We start from the raw sequence: 20731 nt of genomic DNA, 5'->3' as shown, positions 1-20731 counted from the left end.
TTCAGTGGTTGACCCAGGCGCGAGTGCGGTCCGGGCGTCGGCGGTTCCGACGCCTCGGACCTGGACACCGGGTAGTCCCACACCTGCTGCACGACGAGAAGCCGCTGACGAAGGTACGGATTAGACTGCCGGTGAGGGCCCTGGCGCAGTGGACGGCGAATTCGTGCGGGTGGTGACTCCGTGTCGGCACTGTGGAGTCGAGTCACCGGTCCTCTTGGCAGGCCCCAAGAGGACAGGTGACATGGACGACCCCCGACACACGGCGTCGGACTCCGTAGGTCTGATCCAGCACAAGATCTCGGTGCCGGACGTGCCGGCCCGTCTGGTCTCGCGGCCAAGGATCGAGCGAGCCCTCAGCACGCTCATCGAGCGACGGCAGGTGGTGCTCGTACTGGCGACGGCGGGGGCAGGCAAGACCATCGCCATCAATCAGGCGACGACGCACCTGCCCTACCCCGTGGCGTGGCTGTCGGTGGACGCGACCGACACCCGTCCGGGACGTCTGCTCGCCTACCTCGAAGGCACCTTGGCACGGCACGTACCGGCCGCTCATCAGGTGGCGACCCGTGCGCTGCGCGCGGGCATCCCGCACGCCGAGTCCGCCGGGCTGCTCGCCGAGTCCCTGAAGGGGCACCCGCTGGTGCTCGTGCTCGACAACCTGGAACGCCTCGGGGCGTCGGGAGACGGCTGGGAGGTGCTCGGCGCGTTCCTGCGCTATCTGCCGGGTAGCACCCGTGTGGTCATGGTCAGTCGGCGTGATGTCCCGCCGGTGGTTCATCGGGAACTCGACCCGACCTCGGTTGCCTCCCTCCGCGAGGAAGACCTGGCCTTCACCGTCGAGGAGGCGGCCGACGCGCTGCGGCTCAACGACAACGCCACGATCGACGCGGCCGAGGCGGTGTCGGCGACGGGTGGCTGGGTCACCGGTGTGCTGTTCGAGGCGTGGCGCTCCGAGGAGCACACCGCGGTCGTCGGAGGCGAGGCCGACCCGCTGCACGGCTACATCTCCTCCCGCATCCTGGGTGAACTGCCTGACGAGGACCGGGACTTCCTCGTGACGACCTCGGTCCTCGACGCGGTGACGGCCGATCGCGCCCGCGCGCTCGGAGTGGACGTCCCCGCGCAGCGGATGCGGTCGCTGAGGTCGGTCCGACTGCCCGTCGTGTGGTCGCCGGACGGGCGCACGATACGTTGCCATCCGCGGCTGCGGGAGTTCCTGCTCGAGCAGCTCGGCGAGCGCGACGAGGCGGAGCTGCGCCAGGTCCGCCGGGCCCACGGCAGGCTCCTGGCCGACGAGGGACACGACGAGGAGGCCACCGAAGTACTGCTTCAGGCCGAAGAACTCGCCGATGCGCGTGTCTGCGGGGCACGTGTGATCCGGCGGGTGATCGAGCGGCTGGACCTGCCCGTGGCCGAACGCTGGCTGACGGCGTTCGGCGCCGCCACCCCGGGCCAGGAGCCCCAGGAGCTGACCACGGCGCGGCTCATGCTTGCCTGGTCCCGGGACGACTACCGAGGGGGAGTGGCCATTGCCGACGCGCTCCTCGCGTCCGGCGTCCGGGACGAGGTCGTCCGGACCTCCGAACGGGCGGCGGCGCTGATGATCTACTGCTACGCCCAATGCGGCCGCCTTGACGACATGGAGGCGATCCTGCGGCTGGCCGAGCCCGGAGCGGAGGTCACCGCCGTGCGCTGGGGGCTCATGTATCCCTCCCACCGCACCGCCGACAGACCACCGGCGCTGACCGGCGGACCCTTCGACGCGGCCGTGCTGCTCGCGAAATACTGGGTCGGTGACCTGACCGACCTCGACATCTCCCTGGAGTCGCACTGGGGCACCTCGCTGGCCACCCCGTGGCAGATCGGGGCGCTGCGCGCGCGAGGCCACACCCGCCGCGCCCTGGAACTGTACGAACGTGCCCGCGACTCGGCCCCCAACTCCCTGAGCATGCACGTGGTCGTGCCGGAACTCCTGATGGACGCCGGGCGCCCCGCCGAAGCGCTCGCGGCCATCGAGGACGGCCGCAGGCTCGCCCTCGACGCCGGGGCACACGCCTGGTACCTCGGTTTCACGGAGGGGCTCGTCAAACTCAGAACCCGCGACCACCGCGACCCTGCCGAGTCCCTGGCGATGCTCGACGAACTCGAGAACGATCCGCTCATCCAGCACGCGCAGCACGCCCTGGCCAAAGCCCGTGCATGGCGCGGCTGGCTCCTGCTGCGCGACGGCGCCGACGCCGAGGCACTCAACTACCTGCGCGATGCCGTATCGCTCATGCAGACCGGCGTCCAGCTCCTGGAACTGCCCATCGCCGCGGTGCTGCTGGCGGAGGCGGAATGGCGCGCCGGGCACGAGGACGAGGCCGACCGGGCCGCCGACCTGGCCCTCAAGGTTTCCGACCGCCAGGGCTCCCATCACGTACTGCTGCAGATTCTGACCGAGTTCCCGGCTGTCGCGTCGCGCCGCATTGATGCCGAGGCCGACACGGACACGCCGTGGCACGCGGTCGGTCGGGCGCTCGCCGCCCAAGGGGTGCACATAAAGGTCACGGCGCGGATACCGTCGGTGACGGTCGCCGAGTTCGGACGGCATGCCCTGGCCGTCGACGGCGTCAGGGCTCACCTCCGCATCAGCAAGAGCCTGGAACTCCTCTCCTACCTGGGCAGCCGGCCCGACCGGGCCGCCGACCGCCGGGAGGTTCTGGACGCGCTGTTCGCGCGCGACGACCGCTCGACCCGCGCCTATCTGCGTCAGGCCGTCCACCAGCTGAACCTGGTGCTGCCGCCTCAACTGCGCCTCGTCGTCGATCCCCGCAGACTGGCCCTCGCCGAGGAGGTGGCGCGGGGCTGCCAGTCGCTGCTGTTCGAAGCCGACCTCGCCCAGGCCCACCGGTTGGCCGGGCAGGCGAAGCTGTCGGCGATCGAGGAGGTGCTCGCCCGGCACGAGGGCGACTATCTGCCGGACCGCACCTCGGAGTGGGTGGAGGAACGCCGCCGGACACTGTCCCGGCAGGCCGTCGACGCGCTCGCCTCGGCGGCCGAACTCGCCCTGCAACTCCACCAGTACGGCCATGCCATCCGCCTGTGCGACCGGGTGACCGCGGACGATCCGCTCCGCGAGGTGGTCTGGCGTGTGCGGATGCGCGCGGCGAACGCCCTGGGCGACGACGACGGCGTCCTCACCGCGTTCCAGAACTGCGAGGCGGCGCTGGCCCGGATCGACGCCTCACCCTCTCCCAGTACACGCAAACTGCTCAAGCAGCTCCAGCGGTAGGGAAGTTCCTCGGCCGACGAGTTCACACGGGTGACGGTGAGCTCGGCCTGCATCGCCGCCACGATCGCGCGGGTACCACGGGAGGTGATGCCCGCGCCGCCCCTACCTCGTCGCTGACCCCGGCGGCCGCGTCCGCGACCCGGGTCCCCTGCTCCGCCAAGGCGAGTGCGGCGCGTTCCGCCTCGGTGAACACCGTCGCTTCCCGCCGAGCCGCGATCAAGTTCAGCCGCACCGCGCTCTCGCCGGCCGCGGCGGCTTCCTTGGTGTGCATGTCGATACAGACCGCGCAGCCGTTGATCTGGCTCACGCGCAGCGCTACCAACTCCTGCGTCACAGCCGGCAACGGCGATTCCTTCAGCTCCCGGCCGACCGACAAGAAGGACTTGAGCGCCTTGCCGGCGGCCGGGCTGGCGAAGTAGTCCAATCTCGCGTCCATGGTGTGCTCCTCCACGTTCGTCGATGCCTTCACCCCCGAGACGAGAGAGCCCTCACGCCTGTGACACGACGAGGAACACCACCGCATCGCCAGCGCCATCGCCCTCCACCAGCTCACTGCCACCGCCACTCCACAGCAGACCCGGGCTGAAGCCGCGAACACTCCCCCCGCAGGTAGCCGGAGGTGTTGCATTCCGACACCGCCAATGTGATGCACATCACCCTCTGGGTGTCATGGGTCGGGCATGCGCGATCATGACCGGAATGGACACTCGTTTCCTCGGCATCGCTGATCTGGTCGAAGCCCCGTCCGTGGCGGTCGTAGTCGATGTCATGCGTGCGTTCACCGTGGCTGCCTGGGCCTTTGCCCAGGGGGCGGAGAAGATCGTTCTCTGCGAGGGCAGAGCCCGGCGTCCCGGGATGCGCGGAGGTGTCGTGCGCGCGCCAGCCGCGTGCTGAAGGGCCCGGCAGGAGGTGGAATCGATACCGACCATGCTCCAGTCGATCCGGTCTTCAGCGTCGGCGTGCCTCGGCATGTGTCAGATCGCCCCGCCCGACCTCGGGCACGGTGCCCCCGTTCACCCAGACCGGACTACGCGGTTACGCGGTGATCCGCCGGGCGTACGCCTCGATCTCGATCTTCATGCGGGGATCGGCGAGGCCGCACATGAGCATGGTGGCGGCCGGCCGGACCTCTCCGAAGGCGCGACGCAGCACCGGCCAGCAGGGCTCGAAGTCGGCCCGGTCGGGCAGCAGATAGCGCACCCGCACCACGTCAACGAAGGTGCACTCCGCTTCGGTCAACGCGGCCTCGATGTTGCGCAGGCACTGCTCGGCCTGCTCCACCACATTGTCCGAGATCGTCATGGTGGCGTAGTCGAACCCGGTCGTCCCGGACACATGAACCCAGTCACCGTCGACCACGGCGCGGGCGTAGCCGATCTGCTCCTCGAACGTCGAGCCGCTGAGGATGGAACGTCGCTCTGTCATGCGCCGAACGCTAAGTGACCCGCACTGATACGTCTAATATGCTTTCGAGCATGGGGTGATATCTCTATGCGTATGGAGCGCCCTGAACTTCCCCTCCCGCAGCTGCACGCCTTCGTCGTGCTCGCCGAGGAACTCCACTTCGGCCGCGCCGCCACCCGCCTGGGCATCGCCCAGCCGCCGCTGAGCCAACAGATCCGCCGCCTGGAAGACAAGGTCGGGTACGCGCTCTTCAGCCGCGAACCTGGGAACATCGGCCTCACCCCGGCAGGCCGGGAACTCCTGCCCGCTGCCCGGCATGCCCTCACCGACCTGGCAGAGGGCCTGACCGCAGCCAGAGAAGTCGGCAGCGGCAGGGCTGGCCGCCTGCGGATCGGCTTCGCCGCCTCCCTCGCCCTCACTGTCCTCCCCGGCCTGCTGCGCACCTTCCGGGAACGGTTTCCCGCCGTGGACCTGGACATCCAGGAGATGACCACCACACCGCAACTGGCCGCTCTGCGCGAAAGGACGATCGACATCGGCCTGTTGCGTGAACCGCCCGCCCATGACGCGGACCTCGGATTCAAGACCGTGTTGACCGAACCGTTCGTGGCCGTCCTGCCCTCCTCACACCCACTTACGGCACAACGGACCGTCAGAGTCGAGCAGTTGGCACAATGCCCCTTCGTGCTCCTGCCCCGCGCCGTCGGCCCGCCGCTGTACGACCAGATCACCAACCTGTGCACCGCTGCGGGCTTCACCCCCCAAGTGACCCAGCATGCCGTGGAATGGCAGACCGTCTGCGCCCTGGTGGAAACCGGCCTGGGCGTATCACTGGCCCCGGAGAGTATCCGCCGCATCCGCCTCAAGGGCGTCGCCTTCCGCGGGATCGAGCCCGGCACCGCGCGCACGCGAGTCGCCGTCGCGTGGCGCAAGAACGATGTAGACCCCCTGGCTCTACGCCTATTGGCAGCTCTCCATCAAGATCCGCCGGACAGGCACTAACGGCGTGGTGAACGGAATCGGGGCTGCCGGAGGTTCGGCTGCCACTGTCGTGCAAGGACTTGGGGCGGGGAGCGGTGGTGGTGCACCCGGCTTCGGTAGCTACTCTCGTCTCTCCATCGATCTTGACCGCAGGAGAGCAGACTGTGCGCAGCGTCGCCGTAACGCCCGAGGGTGATCGAATCCGCTGGGTCGAGCTGCCGGGGCAGGAGCCGCCGCGCGTCTACGTGCATGGGTTGGGGGCCACGTCGCCTGCCTACTTCACGGAGGTCGCGGTTCATCCTCTGTTGGCCGGCCGCAGGTCACTGCTGATCGACCTGTTGGGTCACGGCATCAGCGACCGGCCGACGGGCTTCGACTACACGCTGGAATCACATGCCGATGCGCTTGCTACGGTCCTGACCAGCACAGGTGTCAGGTGTGCCGAGCTGATCGCGCACAGCATGGGCGGCTCGGTGGCCATCGTCCTGGCCGCCCGCCACCCTCACTTGGTCTCCCGCCTGGTCCTGGTCGACGCCAACCTCGACCCGATCCCGCCCACGCCCGCCTCGGCAGGCAGCAGCGGCATCGCCTCCTACTCCGAGCAGGAGTTTCTGGCCGGCGGGTGGGAAGAGGTCCGCGACCGGGCCGGTGCGCACTGGTGGTCCACGATGCGCCTGGCAGGCCGTGAGGCCTTGCATCGCAGTGCGGTCCACCTCACCCGCGGCACTGTCCCCACCATGCGTGAGCTCTTGCTGGGCTTGAAGATTCCCCGTACCTACCTGCTGCCCGAGGCCGACGGCCCGTTGCCGGGCATGGACGCTCTCACCGAGGCCGGGGTGTCCGTCGTCGCGATCCCGGACTGTGGACACAACATCATGCTGGACAACCCGGAAGCGTTCGTGGTCGCCACCGCGGCGGCGCTCACGAAGCGGGAGCAGGATCGATCAGACCGCGCGTGAGGCCGGAGCGTGACGTGCCGGCTGCTGCGAGCGTTCCGCCTGGCGCGAGATGCACCGACGGCAGTCCTCCCGCCGGATCTGCGTCGAGCACGCCAACGCTGAACACAACCAGTGGCGTCCGCTGCAGCGATACCCAGGCCGCCGCGAACACTGCGCACAGACCTACCGCGCTGTCGCCGGCCTGGTCTCCGACCGCGCCAGCCGCCGGGCCATCCGACGGCGGACACGCACCGAACTCGTCCTCGCACGCCCTACAGCCGCGTGTCACCCACCAGCCAAACCTCCAGGCCAATGCACCCCGAGCTCATTCGCTCACAGCCTCGTAAGCGCTCCGGCTGAGGCAGGCACCCTGGGCGGTGCCTGCCTCCTGCTCGACCTGCCTAGAGTTTGACAGCCGGCGTGCGGTAGACCTTGCCGTTGCTCATCTGCCAGCCAGTGGCGTGATCACGGAAGCCCTTCGGGCACTGGTACGACTTCGAGAAGGTGTCGTAACCGGCAATCGTGCCGTCCTTGAGGACCTTCGCGTCCTGACCGCCGGAGCCGGCGCACGTGACACCGAACTGGCCCTTGGCGGACCTGGAGGTCGTATTCGAGAACTTGACCGTGACCTTGGTGCCACTGTGGCTGATGCACCGCTTGGTCAGCTTGCCACTGCAATGCCAGCTGGTGGCGGCGTCCGCAGACGGGGAGGCCAGCCCGACGAGTGAGACTGTGGTCAGCGCCGCGAGGGCGAGATGGGCAACTTTCTTCATGCGCTACTCCTGGAATGCCGGTCAGATGAATGCGCCGACCCGGAGGCGCAGATCATGCCGTCCCCCGATCGGCGGTGCCAGCTCATCAGGGCGACCGGCGGGCCGTCAAGATCGTTTCGCCCCAAAAGAAGCCAGTTGGGCCCTCCCTCAATGGATCTCCCCGAATGTTCCACATCGGCGCGGGGTAGCGGCACCGCTCGCGAACACGGGCAGCCCGAGCACGCGGACTGGCTGCAGAACCGGGCGCACCGGCAGCGGCTGGAAACTCACGACGACTGCGCACCCCAGCGCCCGACCGCTCCGTGTGACGGCCGGCCTCTCCCGTTGGGTCGTGGTGAAGACGAGGCGTAGCCGGGTGTCGATGGCCGTCCCCGCCGTACCGTCGTACCCCTCTCATGCGCGGAGCGATCTCCCGGGCCGAGTGTCCTCAGGCGTGGATCGGCTCCAGGGAACGAGCGCTCTCGTGCGCGGGTGCGGTCTCGATGCCCCCGGACGTCACCGCGCGCGGGCGGCCCGCCGTTCGCGCTCGTCGGCGATCTGGTCCAGTTCGCGCATCGCCTCGGCGTGGGCGCTCATCCGCCGACTGACGCTGCCGCTTGTGAACAGGACCGCTCCGGCCACGGACACCGGCAGGGACAGTCCCAGCACGGCCATGGCCTCCGGCCAGTCGCGCTCGTTCTGACAGTAGTCGCCGTGGCCCAGACCTTCGTTGGCCGTGCCGCTCTCCGTCAGCAGCCGCGACTCGCAGTCAACGGGGTACCGGTCGTCGGGCGTGCGGTTCACCTCATAGGGGGTAAGGAGCAGCAGGGTGCACCAGCTCCACAGCAGGCCGGCCACCACGAGCAGGCCCGTGCCCCAGGCTCGGGTCCTGCCGGCCCGGTCACGGAAGTCGAGATCGTACTCACTTGATCGCACGACGGGTGAATCTATCAACGGCTTCCGCTGCCCTACCCAGGTCGTTCTCCTTGGGGTACCAGTGAGTCCTTTCCGGTATCTGGTCGACCACGGCTTGGGCCCTGCGGGTCAATCGTCAAAGCCGTGGTCGAAACCCTTGAGCATGGGCTCCAGTTCGGTCGCCGCGCCGCACAGGGAGCACAGCGGGTCCCCGGGGTGCTCCGCGGCGTCCAGCGCCTGGTCCAGGGTCAGCTTCGGTGCCCCAGCTGGTGCTTCCTCGCAGTCGGCGGGGATGACACCCCGGCCGGGACCGCGGCCGCCGTCCTGCTTCTGCAGGACCCGGCCCGAGGGCCGGCGCTCCCGAGAATCTGCTGCTCCGTCGACAGGGGCGGCAGCCGGGTCGTGGGGACGTCGTCGTACGCGACGCCGGGTACGGGTTTCACGTGGTCGGGGGCTCGCACCTACACCAGCCATGGAGCTCCACGAGGCCCTGGACCCGCTGTCCCACCTGGCCCTCCGCCGGCCGGGAGGCCATCCTCCTCCAGGGCGCCCGTATCGCTCTCGCGACGGGCCGTGCACGCCTGCCGAACGGGAGACCCTCGCTGCAGTGGGCGCTGGGCTGACGATCTGTGCGGATGATGTGACGCGATTGCTCACGGTGGCGCGGACGCCGTCGCGTGAGCCCCGGGTGGGCCCGGGCCCCTCGCGCCCTCCCGGCGGTGGACCGATTCTGCTGCGGGTCGGTGGCAGCAGGTCGCGCGGTTCCCCGCGTCCCTTCCGGGGCGGCGTGCCGTCCGCCGGATTACTCCCCAGGGAGTAATCCGCAGCCGCCGTCACCCCCGGCAGTACGCGTCACCTCGCCCTCCCGCCCGACGAAAGTGGTGGTTCTCAGCGGAAGTGTGGGGACCGAAGCAGACGTCACCCGGAGGGAGATCGGTCGATGAGGGCCGGAGAGACAACCGCTACGACGAGGCTGGGGCCGGGGCGCAGGCGAGCCGTTCCATGGGCGGTGCTCGGGCTGTGGATTGCGGTGATCGCACTCGTCGGGCCGTTCGCGGCGAAGCTCGCCGACGTGCAGCACGACAAGGTCACCGACTACCTGCCGGCGAGCGCGGACTCGACGCGAGCGGCGAAGATCGAGGAGAAGTTGCCCGGTGGCGAGACCACCGAGATGGTCCTCGTCTACCACCGGGACGGCGGGCTCAGCGCCGCCGACCGGAAGACCGCGGCCGGGCAGGTAGCGGAGATCACCCGACAGCACGAGCTGATCGGCGGTGCTCCCAAGGGGATTCCGTCCAAGGACGGCACGACCCTGATGTACCCGATCGCCAGCAACGAGCCAGGGGCGAACGAGGAACAGCAGGACAAGCTCGTCAACGACGTCCGTGAAGTCGCCCAGGACGAGGGTGGGTTGAGCGTCGATGTGGGCGGCACCGGCGCGCTGGCCACCGACTCCGGCGCGGTCTACGACTCGCTCGGCGGACCGCTGCTCTACACCACCGTCGCCGTCGTCGCCGTACTGCTGATCCTGATCTACCGCAGCCCTGTGCTGTGGCTCGTGCCCCTCGTCGTCGCCGGGATCGCCGACTACATGTCGATGGGCGTCGCCTACGGCCTCAACCAGGCCTTCGGGACGACCGTCTCGGGGCAGAGTTCGGGTGTGATGACCATCCTTGTGTTCGGGGCGGGCACGGACTACGCGCTGCTGCTCATCTCGCGCTACAGGGAGGAGCTGCGGCGCATCGAGCGACCGTACGAGGCCATGGTCGCCGCCCTGCGCGGCTGCGGGCCCGCCGTGCTCGCGTCCTCAGGCACCGTCGCCGCCGGACTGCTGTGCCTGCTTGCCGCCGACCTCAACAGCAGCCGGGGTATGGGCCCGCTCGGCGCCGTCGGTGTGCTGTGCGCGCTGATCGCGATGCTGACCCTGCTCCCCGCCGTCCTCGTACTGGTCGGACGGCGGGTGTTCTGGCCGCTCGTGCCCGTCTTCGGGAGCACGCCCAAGCAGCGGCGGAGCCTGTTCTCGGCGATGGGCAGCTCTGCCGGACGCAGGCCGCTGACCGTACTCGCGAGCGGTGCCGTAGTGCTCGGCGCCCTCGCCCTGGGCTCACTCAACCTGCCGGAACCGCTCAAGCAGGAGGACTCCTTCGTCAAGAAGCCGGAGGCCGTCGTCGCGATGGAGACCCTTGCCAAGGCCTATCCCGGGCAGGGCAGCCAGCCCATCGACGTCATCACCCCGCAGGGACGCGCCGACGAGACCCTCGCGACCGTCCGCGGCACACCAGGCGTGGGCAGCGCGGAGAAGGGGCGCACGGGAGACGGCTGGACCGAGGTCGCCGTCTTCGCGAAGAGCGCACCCCAGTCGGCGGAGGAGACCGCCACCATCAAGTCCCTGCGGAACGAACTGAAGGGCTCCTACGTCGGCGGGGACAGCGCCCAGCAGATCGACCTGGAGGTCACCAACGCCCGGGACACGAAGATCGTCGTACCGCTCGTCCTCGTCTTCGTGATGCTCATCCTGATCGGGCTGCTGCGGAGTCTGGTCGCACCGCTGCTCCTGGTGGTCGCTGTCGTCGCGGTGTGGGGCGCCTCCCTCGGGATCGGCGGACTGGTCTTCGCACCGCTCCTCGGCCTCAAGGGCACCGATCCGGGGCTCGGACTGCTGTCCTTCGTGTTCCTGGTCGCCCTCGGCGTCGACTACGGCATCTTCCTCATGCACCGGATGAGGGAGGAGTCCCTGGCGGGAGCGGAACCGGCCACGGCGGCACTCACCGCACTGCGCACCACCGGCGGCGTCATCGCCTCCGCCGGACTCGTCCTCGCCGCGACCTTCGCCGTGCTGACGAACATGGGCCTGGTGCAGCTGGTCCAGCTCGGCTTCGTGATCGCCGTCGGCGTCCTGCTCGACACCTTCCTCGTACGGACGTATCTGGTGACCAGTGCCAGCGTCGCCCTGGGCCGGAAGGTGTGGTGGCCGGGCGTGCTCTCACGGCGGCCCGGGCCGGCCGAACCGGCCGGGTCGAGCGGAAGGGGCGGACCGACCGAGCCGCCCCGGCAGGCGGAAACCGTCAGTGCACCCTGAGCACGCTGTTCGAAGGCCTCGATCGAACGCTCTGATCGAACGCTCTGATCGAGCACGCTGATCGTGCACCTTGATCCGGCGGGCCCGCCCAGGCGCCTCTGCTTCCATAGGGGCGCCCGGGTTCCCGCGCGAGTACCGGAAGATGGAGCCGTGGAAGAACGGGGAACGACCACAGGGGTACGCGTCCGGTCGGCGGCGGAGACGGCGGCCGGTGGCGGCGGGCGATCCCGTCTCGCCGAGCGCATCATGTCCGCCATCAACCGCGAACCGCTGACCGCACCCCACCGCACCCGCAACGACGCGGTCCTCGCCCTGTGCGTCGCCGTGCTCGCCGTAGCCCTCGCCCGTACGGGCGGCGAAGGGATCCGGCCCGACCATCTCGGCTGGACGCTGCTGCTCGCCGGGCACCTGCCTCTCGTATGGCGCCGCCGTCCGGTGGTGGCCCTGCTCGGGGTGGCGGCCTGCGTGGCTCCGTACCATGCCCTCGGCTACAACCCCGCCCCGCCCATCCCCGCGACCGTCCTGGCGCTCTACACCGTCGCGGCGACCGGCGCCGTACGCCGCACGCTGCTCACCGGTGTCGCCGTCCTCGGCCCGACAGCGATCGGCAACGGCCTCACCAACCCGATGGGGGCGCTGGAGTCCCTGGAGATCTCCGGCTGGATCATCGCGGTCCTGTTCATCGGTATCGACGTCCGCTACTACCGCCGGTACGTCGCCTCCATCGTCGAGCGGGCCGAACGGGCCGAACACACCCGGGAGGAGGAGGCCAGGCGCCGCGTCGCCGAGGAACGGCTGCGGATGGCCCGTGACCTGCACGACCTGCTCGCCCACAGCATCACACTCATCGGCGTGCAGACGTCCGTGGCGGCCCACGTCCTCACCGCCGACCCCGAGCGCCTCGACCGCACGGCCGTCGCCCAGGCACTGGACGACATCGCGGGGACCTGCCGGATCGCCCGGGGGGAACTGCGTACGACGCTGGAGGTGCTGCGGGCGCATGACACGGTCGTCGGAGTGGGCGCGGATCCGGGGCCCGGTTCCGTGTCCGGTTCTGTTTCCGGGGCCGAGGACATGCGGGGGCCGCTGCCCGGGATCGACGGACTGGCCGATCTCGCGGAGACCGGCCGGGTGGCCGGGGCCAAGGTCGAACTGTCCGTCCGCGCGGACCACATCCCGCCCTCCGTGGGCGCCGCCGCGTACCGGATCGTGCAGGAGGCGCTCACCAACGCCGTACGTCACGGCGGCCGCGAGGACCTCACCGTGCGAGTGGGTCTGTGGACCGCGGACGGCGCACTGCGGGTGAGTGTCAGGGACGACGGGACGGGCGGGGACGACGGCTCGGGCGGCAGAGTGGGCCCGTCCGACGGCCCGCCGGGGTTCGGGCTCATCGGAATGCGGGAGCGGGCCCGTAGCGTGGGCGGCACACTGGACGCCGGCCCGGGGCCCGCCGAGGGCTTCGAGGTGACCGCCACACTGCCGCTGTCCCGGGAGGACGAGGTTCGATGACCATCCGCGTACTGCTGGCCGACGACCAGCACCTCGTACGGGCCTCCTTCGCGATGCTCGTCTCGTCGGCAGGCGACATGGAGGTCGTCGCCGAGGCGGGCACCGGGCGGGAGGCCGTGGCGCTGGCCCGGTCGGCGCGGGCCGATCTCATCGTGATGGACATCCGCATGCCCGACCTCGACGGGATCGAGGCGACCCGGCTCATCGCCGCCGACGAGGATCTCGCGGGGGTGAAGGTGCTCGTCCTGACGACGTACGAGACCGACGAGCACATCGTCGAGGCACTGCGGGCCGGGGCGTCCGGCTTCCTCGTGAAGGACATCAGGCCGGCCGAACTTCTCGACGCCATCCGGACAGTGGCCGCGGGGGACTCCCTCCTCTCGCCCGGTCCCACCTCGCGGCTGATCGCCCGCTTTCTGCGCGCGCCGAACACCGGGACGACATCCGCGGTGGGCGGGCCGAGCGGGCTGTCCGAACGGGAACGGCAGGTGCTCGCGCTGGTCGCGCGCGGTCTCAACAACCCCGAGATCGCCGACGCGTTGGGACTCAGTCCGCTGACCGCGAAGACCCATGTCAGCCGGATCATGGGCAAGTTGGGGGCGCGGGACCGGGCGCAACTGGTGATCGTGGCGTACGAGTCGGGGCTTGTGATACCCGGGACCGCCTGAGTCCGGGCCGACTTCGGGGCGGGTTCAGGTTGCGTTCCGGAGGCCGGTTGTACGGTCCCTCAACTCCCTGTGGTTGCACGGGCATTGCTCTGTCTCTCGGTGCGCACCAGTCTGCGCGTTTCGCCTATGGGGGTGTCCGAAGTCTTGAGCGGAAAAGCGAAAGTTGCCTTCTGAGCTGGGAAGATGAGGCTCGTCGAAGGTCTCTGTCATGGCAGCAGGAAGGCACTTTCTGCGCGCACCCTGCCCAGTGGCGTCCCAAGCTCGTCGTGTCGGCCGATGGCCACGGGGTGGTCGATGGCCACGGGGTGGTCGATGGCCACGGGGTGGTCAGTCACGCCGGATCCCGCCTGCTGGCCGATCTCTCCAATGTCACCCAAGGCAAGGGTGAGCAGGCCGGTCGCTTTGCCCCGAGCGGCCCGGTCTCCCTCGGCTTTCCTGTGGCTCCTCATTAGGAACCACAGGTCACAGCAGGTTGATCAGGAGAGTGGAGGCCAGCAGCGTGCTCTGAGGAAAGGCCTGTCGGTCAGGCCACCGTTAGAGGACATCGGCGAGGCGGTCTACCTGGTTCGCGTCGAGGCCGTAGCAGTAGAGCATGACCTCGTCGGCGCCGAGGTCGGCGAAGCCGTTGATCGCATCGCGGATCTCAGTCGGCGTGGTGAGCATTCCGGCTACCATCCGGTCGGCCATGCCGGTGAAGGTGTAGTACGCGTGCATGTTGGCCCGGGCGTCGTGGACCACGTCTTCAGGGCCGAGGGCAACGTTGACCTGCGCGACAATGCGCGGTTCGCCGTCGCGGTCGTACTCCTTCCAGAACTTGCGGGCGGTGTCGAACAGGTCTCCTGCCCAGGAGAGCGCCGCGGCGGCGAGGAAGCCGTCACCCCAGCGCGCGACGCGTTCGATCGCAGCCGGCTGGAAGCCTCCGAAGAGCACCTCGGGGCCGCCGAGCCGGGCGGGCGCAGGACCGATCGGGCCGATGCCGTCACCGTACGGCTCGCCGGACCACAGGCGGCGCATCACCGCCATCTGCTCGTCCAGGCGTCGGCCTCGGGTGCGTTTGTCGATGCCCGTGACCTGGTGGTCGTCCTCCCGGCCACCGATGCCCAGGCCGAGGACCAGGCGGCCGCCGGTCATCCGATCCAAGGTGGCGGCCTGCTTGGCGAGGAGGGCGGTGTCGCGCAGCGGGGCGAGCAGCACCTCGGTCTGGACGCGGATGCGGGAGGTGGCGCCCGCGAGGATGGCGAGCGCGACCAGGGGTTCGGGGTTGTGGTAGACGAGCCGGTCGAGCAGGCCGAGCGTGCTGAAGGGCCCGGCGTCGGCCCGCTGGGCCCAGGTGAGCAAGGTGGCAGGGTCGCCAATGGGCAGACCGATACCGACGTTCATGAAGGAGACCTCCGAAGGGAAGGGTCGACAAAGACTGCTGCCGCCCCTCCGGCACCTCAGCGAGGTGGGACGCTCCCGCTCTGCGGCGTGCTTCTGGGGAACGTCTCGTCGAAGTGATCTCACCCTAGGGCGCGTCGGTTCCGTGGGACAAGCCAATTTGGGCCAGTTCCTGCCCCGAGCCGTTACAGGCAGGCCGTCTGGAATTGGTTACTGCAAGAAGGTCCAGGGCGTAAGCGCCACCCAGGGGGCCGCCCAGCTGGTGAAAGTTGCCCTTGCCGATGGCGTCCGCGACGGCCTTGAGGTGCATGCGCCGGTCGGCCCACCAGTGGGTGCCGGCCGACAGGACGAGCGCCGCGGCGACCCGGCCGGGCTTCAGGCGCAGGCCGAGCACGCGGGATCCGGCGTACAGGACGGCGACCTGGGTGGCGGTGTAGGTGGCGACGTGCGCGGTGCACGCGATGCGCCCGGCCCGGCTGGACTGGCCCTCGTGCCCGTCGTGCTGGCCCTTGGTGACGGCCTGGTGGTCGGACTGGTCCAGTGGTCACCCAGGTCGGCGGCCATGCGCGTGGGGACCGCGAGTGCCTGACGGCGATCGTGTTCGTGGCCCCGTCTGGCTGTTCCTGGCGGCAGTTGCCGCCGGTGTTCGGGCCGGCCTGGCCCACCGTCTACCGACGTTTCGCGCGCTGGAGTCACCAGCGTGTGTGGGCCCGGCTGCACCGCGTAATCCTCGATGAACTCGGTGCTCAGGGAGGATTGGACTGGTCACGATTCGCCGTCGACTCCGTCAGTGTCCGCGCCCTCAAAGGGGGCAGCTGACGGGACCGAATCCGACCGACCGCGGCAAGTTGGGATCGAAAATTCACCTCGCCGTCGACCGTGCCGGCCTGCCCGTCTCTGTCGCGATCTCGGCCGCCAACACCCACGACAGCCTGGCCCTGCAACCCCTGATCATGATCCCCACTACGCCCGGCAGCTTACCCAGCCAAATGAGATGACGTCTTAGTTCGGGCTGAAAGGGAACGGGGGCGGCCGCGGGCGTTCTTGGTCGGATGCGGCGGCCGCCCCCGGGCGTCACTTCGTGCTGGGGGCGTGCGGGTCGGGAACGTTGGCGCGCTCGCCGTCGTCGTGCGGGACGCGGCTGTGCGTGCGGCGCAGGTCGGTGAGGACCTCCAGCAGGTCGTCCTTTCTCCAGCTGGAAGTCGAGATAGCCGGAGCCGCAGGCGCAGGGCGCGATCCCTCCCCCATGCGTGCCGTCAGCCGATTTGCCCGCCCCCGATGCGGGAGAGATCCTGTTGTTGCTGTGATCCGGCACGTCCGACAGCAGCCGTCCGCCATGGCGCCGACGGGCGCCGCCAGTCACCGGACTGATTCCGCGCGCGAGTTGAGAGGCACGGACGAGAAGCGCGTCCCGTTTGCGCCGGCCCGCCAGGCTCCTCAGGCACCGGAGGACAAGCATGCTGAGTCACGACTGGAAGACGAGGCGCTGGTTTGTCATCGCCGTCGCCATCGCGTTGACCGCATTCTTCCCTCTGTGGCCGGCTTCCCCGGCCGGGGCGTCGACCGACGCTTCCCAGCAGGCCATGGAGAATCCGTCGGTCAGCTCCACGGAAGGGTGGCAGCAAATGCCGCTTTCCGTTGGAAGGGGCGAGAAGTTCACCGTGTTCTACGTCTTTGGTTCGTGGACCGTGGACGCGCGGAACTTCCCCAGGGTCGGGCCCGACGGCTATGCGTCGGCCATCGACAGAAAAATCCACCAGCCCTGCAAGTTCGTCCCGGGTCAGCCGTTCGGGAAACTCCTGGGCCGTGTCGGAGAAAACGGCAGGGAATTCCCGGTGGGGGCAGGCGGCATTCTGAACGCTTCGTCGAGCGGCACCCTGTTCCTGCGTATCAACGACGCGGACCGCTGCCTCGGCGACAACGACGGATCGATCACCGTCGCCATGGCTGGCGGCGACGACGATGTGCGCCACCCACTCTCCCAACAGGATTTCGATGATTACTGCAAGGACCAAGGATTTGCGGCGGGCGTTGTCACGACGGGAAACGACGCGTACTCCGTGCGGTGTAAGAACAGCGACGGCAGCCTTCAGGGGTTCGACAACCCGGAGGAGTTCCACAACTTCGTGACCGAGGTGTGCCAGTCGGCCTATCCCGATATCGGATCGATCGACCGGCTGACCACCGTGAACGGAACGTACGGTGCCTGGGAGTGCATGAACCGCGCCTCCTACGCGGGAGTGCCCGATCTCCGGGGGTGGTGCGAGTCCCGGGGGCTCAATCTGTTCCACAGGGCTGATGTCAGGTATGCCGCTTACGGCTGGACCTGCGTGAACGCCGACCGGACGCACAGCGAGGGCATCTCCGTGACTCTGGTGTGCAAGAGCCAGTTCGGGCAGGACGCCCTTGATCGTGTGTCCAATGTCCGGGCCAAGGCTGTGGGGGACGCGTGGGATTGCCGGTACGTCAGGTAGGTGCGGGGTACGGCAGGAACGATGAGGACGGGGCTCGACAGATGACTCACATGCTCAGCACCCGGGCACGGGCGGCGACGGTCGCGCTCCTGAGTGGGTTCCTGGCCGTGGCGATGACGATCTTCGTTCCTCCGGCGCAGGGATCCGTCGGAAGCGGGGAGGAGCGGTCGTCCAGGACGGCAGACGTCGCTTGGATGAACCGGACCTACGATCTCACCTGCGACGACGAGGTCGACACACCGGTCCCGGTGACCTTGAGCGACGGAACCGGGACGGCGAGGGGCGATGCGATCGGACCAGAGGGATACTGGGAGGTGGAAATCCAGCGGATCGTCCACGGCTCCCTGCCCCGCCTGGGCAAGGTCACGTCCATTCTCTTCTACTGCCACCCGCAGCCGACGAATTACTTCACACAGGAGTTGCGCGTCTACGACAGCGATGACGGAGACGAGATCGGACGCACGCCCACCTTTGACGTCTCTGGCTTTTCTCCGGAGTTCCGGCAAAATACACTGGAAATTGAGGACGGCCATCTGTCCGCCGATCTCGCGTTCTACGGGGAACAGGACCCTCACGGTCACCCGTCGATACTCCGCCATGTCTCCTGGGCCTGGGACGGTCGGGAATTCGCGAAACGGTCCGAGACCGACCTGAGCCGCACCGACCTCAGCCGTGAACAGGTGACAGTTGACGGAATGGGCCCAGTACGCATCGGCATGAGCGCGGAGCAGGTGGAGAAGGCAGTCGGTGCACCGCTCACCCTCCTCGGTGACGCCTCGCACTGCACCGACGGCACGTTGGCGGGAGCGCCCGACGGGCTGTCACTGATGTTCATGGAGAACTCCCTAGTCGCTGTGTCCGTGGACTCACCGGCCACCGTCTCCACAGCCTCCGGGATGCGCGTCGGCACCACACGGGACGAGCTCCTCGACACCTACGGGGACGAGATCACCAAGGATTCGGTGGAGGGCGCCTCCGAGCGGCTGGTGTTCGCACCCACCGCATCACGGTTCAGCGGAAGGGTCATCGTGTTCGACCTGAGTGACGGCCAGGTCGAAAGGTTCGCCGCGGGAACCCGAGACGCGGCGGCCGTCGGTTCCTGTCCCTGACGAGCTCCGGACCGGACCGGGTGGGGGTCCCCATGAATCCCCTGGGACGGGAGGAGGAGGGAGGGCGAAGCCCTCCCTCCTCCGGCGCACCTGGTCTAGAAGCGATACCGACGGTGATCTGTTCTCGGCAGTCGGCGAGTTCCTCCGTGCGTACCTGGCGGCGGCCGGGGAGGTGGACCGCTACCTCACCCGGGTGAAACACTCGCCCGTCTCCCCCGCCCCCTACACCGCGGTCACCGTTAAGGATGTGTGGGGTGTGGTGCAGGTGGCGTCCGCCGCACAGGTCCCGGCCGATGGCACAAAGGGCCGTGTCCGCGTCTAGGACCTGTCCTGGCGATCATGAGGTAGGCCTCCTCAGTGATATTTTGACCGGAATCGCGGGAGGGGCGGGCGAATCCGTGGACAGTGACCTGCGGCGTGCGGTGGTCGTGACGCTCGGCGAACTCGGGCGAAGCAATGACTGGCGTGACCGGGCGGATGCCGGTCACAGCCTGGCAGGGTTCGCGGAGATGCCGGAGGCCATGGCGCCGCTGCTGGGCCTTGTGCTTGACCGCGGTAACACCTTCGTCACCCGGCGGACCTCGGAGGGCTTGCTTCGGCGAAAGGACAGGGTCGGACTGGCGATAGTCGCGTCCGCACTGGCAGTCGCCAACGACAACCACGCCGATTACATCCACACCGCGATCGTCGATGTCTTCAGCATCTTCTCGGACGATCTGGACGAGGCACTGCGGCTCTGCGAGGAGATGTCGGGCGACACCGACGATCAGGTTGCCCGGGGGGCCCGTCGGCTGCACGAAACGCTTGCAGAGATCGATCCCGTTCTTCGCCCCTCATAGCGGGGGTTCGACCGATGGTGTGAGGGTGCACATCCTTGACGGCAGGGAGAGCGAGGAGCATGTTGTCGGCTCAGTGCCACGGAGTCGATCATGCTCGGAGAGCTGCCACGGTGGTTGTGCCGAGGTAGTCAGAGGTAGTCCTCCAGGCGGGCCACCGTGAACCCCTGTTCCTCGATGTGCCGCAGGAGGTTGGCGGTCATCTCCGTCATCGTCGTGCCCTTGAGCTCGGACGGGCCGCGGAAGTGCGCCAGGATGATGTCGCCCGGCCGGAGCTTCTTGTCGGGCAGCTGGTATTGCATGTTCTTGATCTGCATGGACTCGCGCCACAGCACGATCGCCTCGATGCCGCAGGACGCGGCGGCGGTGCGGGTGGCCTCGTTCCAGTTGCCGTAGGGCGGCCGGAACAGCCTGGGCGCGGTGCCGTAGTGGTCCTTGAGCCGGCTCTGCTGGCCGCATATCTCCCGCGTTTGGGCGGCGTCCCCCAGGGTGCGCAGGTTCGGGTGGGTCAGGGTGTGGTTCTGAACGCCGTTGCCGAGTGCCTGGAGGGGCTTGAAGTAGCCGTAGTCGGACCGGATGGCGGCGTCAGTGAGGAACATGGTGAAGGGGACGTCCAGCTCTCGCATCATCGTCAGGAACCGGGGGTCCTTCTCCGTCCCGTCGTCGAACGTGAGGAAGACGATCTTCTCCTTGGTGGGTATCTCGCGGATCACCGGCACCTGCCCCGCACCGGCGCCCGGCAGTGCCGGCTTGGTCGCCGGCGGACCCGGCGGGGCGGCCAGCGGCTCGATCCCCCACTTGCGGTAGGCGGCCGCGCGGTCGGGCCCGCCACCGGCCGCGGGGGACGGGTCCGCCGCGGGGCGGTTCGGCTTGGTGCGCTCCGGCGCGGCCGACGACTGCGCCGTACACCCGGTGACGGCCACCGCCGCCAGCAGCCCCCACGCCAGCAACGCCCGCCCGATCCGCCCGTCCATCCTGCCGCCCCCGAGTCCTTCGCACGTTCGATGACCTGTCCCCCTGATTGATGCCGAACAGGCATGCGAGGTTCCGTCGGGTGTCGACCGGGCCGGGACTGCGTGGATCATCGCCAACGTGGCGTCGGCATGCCATCTGGGTCCAGGCCGTAAGGCCACAGCCTCTTGAGCTCGTCCTTCATCCTGCGAGGCGCGGGACTTCGGTAGTGCCATGGTCGGCGGCCTGCCGAAAGGGCTTCGGCGCTCTCCTGGTCCCCTGCCTCCTCCCGGATATTGGCCAAGTGGGTGAGAAGCCGTTCCGCTTGGTCAGTCGGCGGTGACATATGAGGGTCGCGGCGATGGCTGTGAAGGCAAGGACGTGTTCGGCTGGCGTTCGTAGCGGCGGTGCAGGCGGCGGCAGCCGGACAGCCGTGATCGCGCCCACCGGTGACGGGAAGAAAG

17 protein-coding genes and 6 pseudogenes are annotated in these 20731 nt (G+C 68.9%); 12 read left to right on the top strand and 11 right to left on the bottom strand.

The features are described from left to right. Positions 1–241: 241 nt before the first annotated feature. Positions 242–3274: a BTAD domain-containing putative transcriptional regulator gene (locus ACFYO5_RS23940; protein WP_388711989.1), complete on the top strand. Its 3033-nt coding sequence runs from the start codon at positions 242–244 to the stop codon at positions 3272–3274. Positions 3275–3296: 22 nt separating this feature from the next. On the opposite strand, the gene ACFYO5_RS23935 is transcribed toward ACFYO5_RS23940, so the two are convergent. Continuing rightward, positions 3297–3710, bottom strand: coding sequence for a carboxymuconolactone decarboxylase family protein (locus ACFYO5_RS23935; protein ID WP_388711986.1), 414 nt, complete (start codon positions 3708–3710; stop codon positions 3297–3299). A 263-nt stretch (positions 3711–3973) separates the two neighbouring features. Between ACFYO5_RS23935 and ACFYO5_RS23930 the strand changes: the two are divergent. After that, a pseudogene (locus ACFYO5_RS23930) lies at positions 3974–4108 on the top strand (2-phosphosulfolactate phosphatase); the annotation flags it as partial. On the opposite strand, the pseudogene ACFYO5_RS23925 reads toward ACFYO5_RS23930, so the two are convergent. Both ACFYO5_RS23925 and ACFYO5_RS23920 read right to left on the bottom strand, forming a co-directional pair. Further along, positions 4108–4233 (bottom strand): annotated as a pseudogene (locus ACFYO5_RS23925) (IS5/IS1182 family transposase); the annotation flags it as partial. The pseudogenes ACFYO5_RS23930 and ACFYO5_RS23925 sit on opposite strands and share 1 nt — an antisense overlap. A 76-nt stretch (positions 4234–4309) precedes the next feature. Then, positions 4310–4699 (bottom strand): RidA family protein, encoded by a 390-nt coding sequence (locus ACFYO5_RS23920; RefSeq protein WP_388711983.1) that lies wholly within the window; start codon positions 4697–4699, stop codon positions 4310–4312. 72 nt (positions 4700–4771) lie between these two features. Here ACFYO5_RS23920 and ACFYO5_RS23915 point away from each other — a divergent pair, with 72 nt between their 5' ends. Both ACFYO5_RS23915 and ACFYO5_RS23910 read left to right on the top strand, forming a co-directional pair. Then, positions 4772–5680, top strand: coding sequence for a LysR family transcriptional regulator (locus ACFYO5_RS23915; protein ID WP_388711981.1), 909 nt, complete (start codon positions 4772–4774; stop codon positions 5678–5680). 143 nt (positions 5681–5823) lie between these two features. Continuing rightward, positions 5824–6618, top strand: coding sequence for an alpha/beta fold hydrolase (locus tag ACFYO5_RS23910; protein ID WP_388711978.1), 795 nt, complete (start codon positions 5824–5826; stop codon positions 6616–6618). Between the two features lie 380 nt (positions 6619–6998). Here ACFYO5_RS23910 and ACFYO5_RS23905 read toward each other — a convergent pair whose 3' ends face one another. The 3 genes and pseudogenes from ACFYO5_RS23905 to ACFYO5_RS23895 all read right to left on the bottom strand — a co-directional run. After that, complete coding sequence (locus ACFYO5_RS23905; protein ID WP_388711975.1) at positions 6999–7370, bottom strand: hypothetical protein; 372 nt, start codon at positions 7368–7370, stop codon at positions 6999–7001. Between the two features lie 495 nt (positions 7371–7865). Beyond that, positions 7866–8285, bottom strand: a complete 420-nt coding sequence (locus tag ACFYO5_RS23900) for a hypothetical protein (protein ID WP_388711971.1) — start codon at positions 8283–8285, stop codon at positions 7866–7868. A gap of 108 nt (positions 8286–8393) precedes the next feature. After that, a pseudogene (locus ACFYO5_RS23895) lies at positions 8394–8725 on the bottom strand (DUF6233 domain-containing protein); the annotation flags it as partial. A gap of 8 nt (positions 8726–8733) precedes the next feature. Between ACFYO5_RS23895 and ACFYO5_RS23890 the strand changes: the two are divergent. The 4 genes and pseudogenes from ACFYO5_RS23890 to ACFYO5_RS23875 all read left to right on the top strand — a co-directional run. Further along, positions 8734–8940: pseudogene (locus tag ACFYO5_RS23890) on the top strand (TerB family tellurite resistance protein); the annotation flags it as partial. Between the two features lie 264 nt (positions 8941–9204). Beyond that, positions 9205–11343 carry an MMPL family transporter gene (locus ACFYO5_RS23885; RefSeq protein ID WP_388711968.1) on the top strand — a complete coding sequence of 713 codons (2139 nt, stop codon included), beginning with the start codon at positions 9205–9207 and terminating at the stop codon, positions 11341–11343. Positions 11344–11493: 150 nt separating this feature from the next. Continuing rightward, entirely contained in the window at positions 11494–12852 is a 1359-nt protein-coding gene (locus ACFYO5_RS23880; protein ID WP_388711965.1) for a sensor histidine kinase, read from the top strand. After that, positions 12849–13520 (top strand): response regulator, encoded by a 672-nt coding sequence (locus ACFYO5_RS23875; protein ID WP_388711962.1) that lies wholly within the window; start codon positions 12849–12851, stop codon positions 13518–13520. The genes ACFYO5_RS23880 and ACFYO5_RS23875 overlap by 4 nt, the downstream gene beginning before the upstream one ends. A gap of 206 nt (positions 13521–13726) precedes the next feature. Here the strand turns inward: ACFYO5_RS23875 and ACFYO5_RS23870 are convergent, their stop codons facing one another. From ACFYO5_RS23870 to ACFYO5_RS23860, 3 genes are all read right to left on the bottom strand, one after another. After that, positions 13727–13855 carry a hypothetical protein gene (locus ACFYO5_RS23870; protein ID WP_388711959.1) on the bottom strand — a complete coding sequence of 43 codons (129 nt, stop codon included), beginning with the start codon at positions 13853–13855 and terminating at the stop codon, positions 13727–13729. Between the two features lie 199 nt (positions 13856–14054). Further along, entirely contained in the window at positions 14055–14900 is an 846-nt protein-coding gene (locus tag ACFYO5_RS23865; protein WP_388711956.1) for an LLM class flavin-dependent oxidoreductase, read from the bottom strand. Between the two features lie 124 nt (positions 14901–15024). Continuing rightward, positions 15025–15291, bottom strand: a complete 267-nt coding sequence (locus ACFYO5_RS23860; protein WP_388711953.1) for a hypothetical protein — start codon at positions 15289–15291, stop codon at positions 15025–15027. A gap of 143 nt (positions 15292–15434) precedes the next feature. Between ACFYO5_RS23860 and ACFYO5_RS23855 the strand changes: the two are divergent. From ACFYO5_RS23855 to ACFYO5_RS23840, 4 genes and pseudogenes are all read left to right on the top strand, one after another. After that, positions 15435–15850, top strand: a pseudogene (locus ACFYO5_RS23855) (IS5 family transposase); the annotation flags it as partial. Positions 15851–16354: 504 nt separating this feature from the next. After that, positions 16355–17371: a hypothetical protein gene (locus ACFYO5_RS23850; protein WP_388711950.1), complete on the top strand. Its 1017-nt coding sequence runs from the start codon at positions 16355–16357 to the stop codon at positions 17369–17371. A gap of 41 nt (positions 17372–17412) precedes the next feature. Beyond that, positions 17413–18480 (top strand): hypothetical protein, encoded by a 1068-nt coding sequence (locus tag ACFYO5_RS23845; protein ID WP_388711947.1) that lies wholly within the window; start codon positions 17413–17415, stop codon positions 18478–18480. Positions 18481–18878: 398 nt separating this feature from the next. Then, positions 18879–19319, top strand: a complete 441-nt coding sequence (locus ACFYO5_RS23840; protein ID WP_388711944.1) for a hypothetical protein — start codon at positions 18879–18881, stop codon at positions 19317–19319. A gap of 128 nt (positions 19320–19447) precedes the next feature. On the opposite strand, the gene ACFYO5_RS23835 is transcribed toward ACFYO5_RS23840, so the two are convergent. Both ACFYO5_RS23835 and ACFYO5_RS23830 read right to left on the bottom strand, forming a co-directional pair. After that, on the bottom strand, positions 19448–20290 hold the full coding sequence (locus ACFYO5_RS23835) for a polysaccharide deacetylase family protein (RefSeq protein WP_388711941.1): 843 nt from the start codon (positions 20288–20290) through the stop codon (positions 19448–19450). 304 nt (positions 20291–20594) lie between these two features. Then, positions 20595–20722: pseudogene (locus tag ACFYO5_RS23830) on the bottom strand (IS5/IS1182 family transposase); the annotation flags it as partial. Positions 20723–20731 lie beyond the last annotated feature (9 nt).

The sequence above is a fragment of the Streptomyces sp. NPDC006259 genome, assembly GCF_042870975.1.
Taxonomy (GTDB): Bacteria; Actinomycetota; Actinomycetes; order Streptomycetales; family Streptomycetaceae; genus Streptomyces.
Note: the sequence above shows the minus strand (reverse complement) of the source record. Positions and strands in the feature narration are given on the sequence as shown.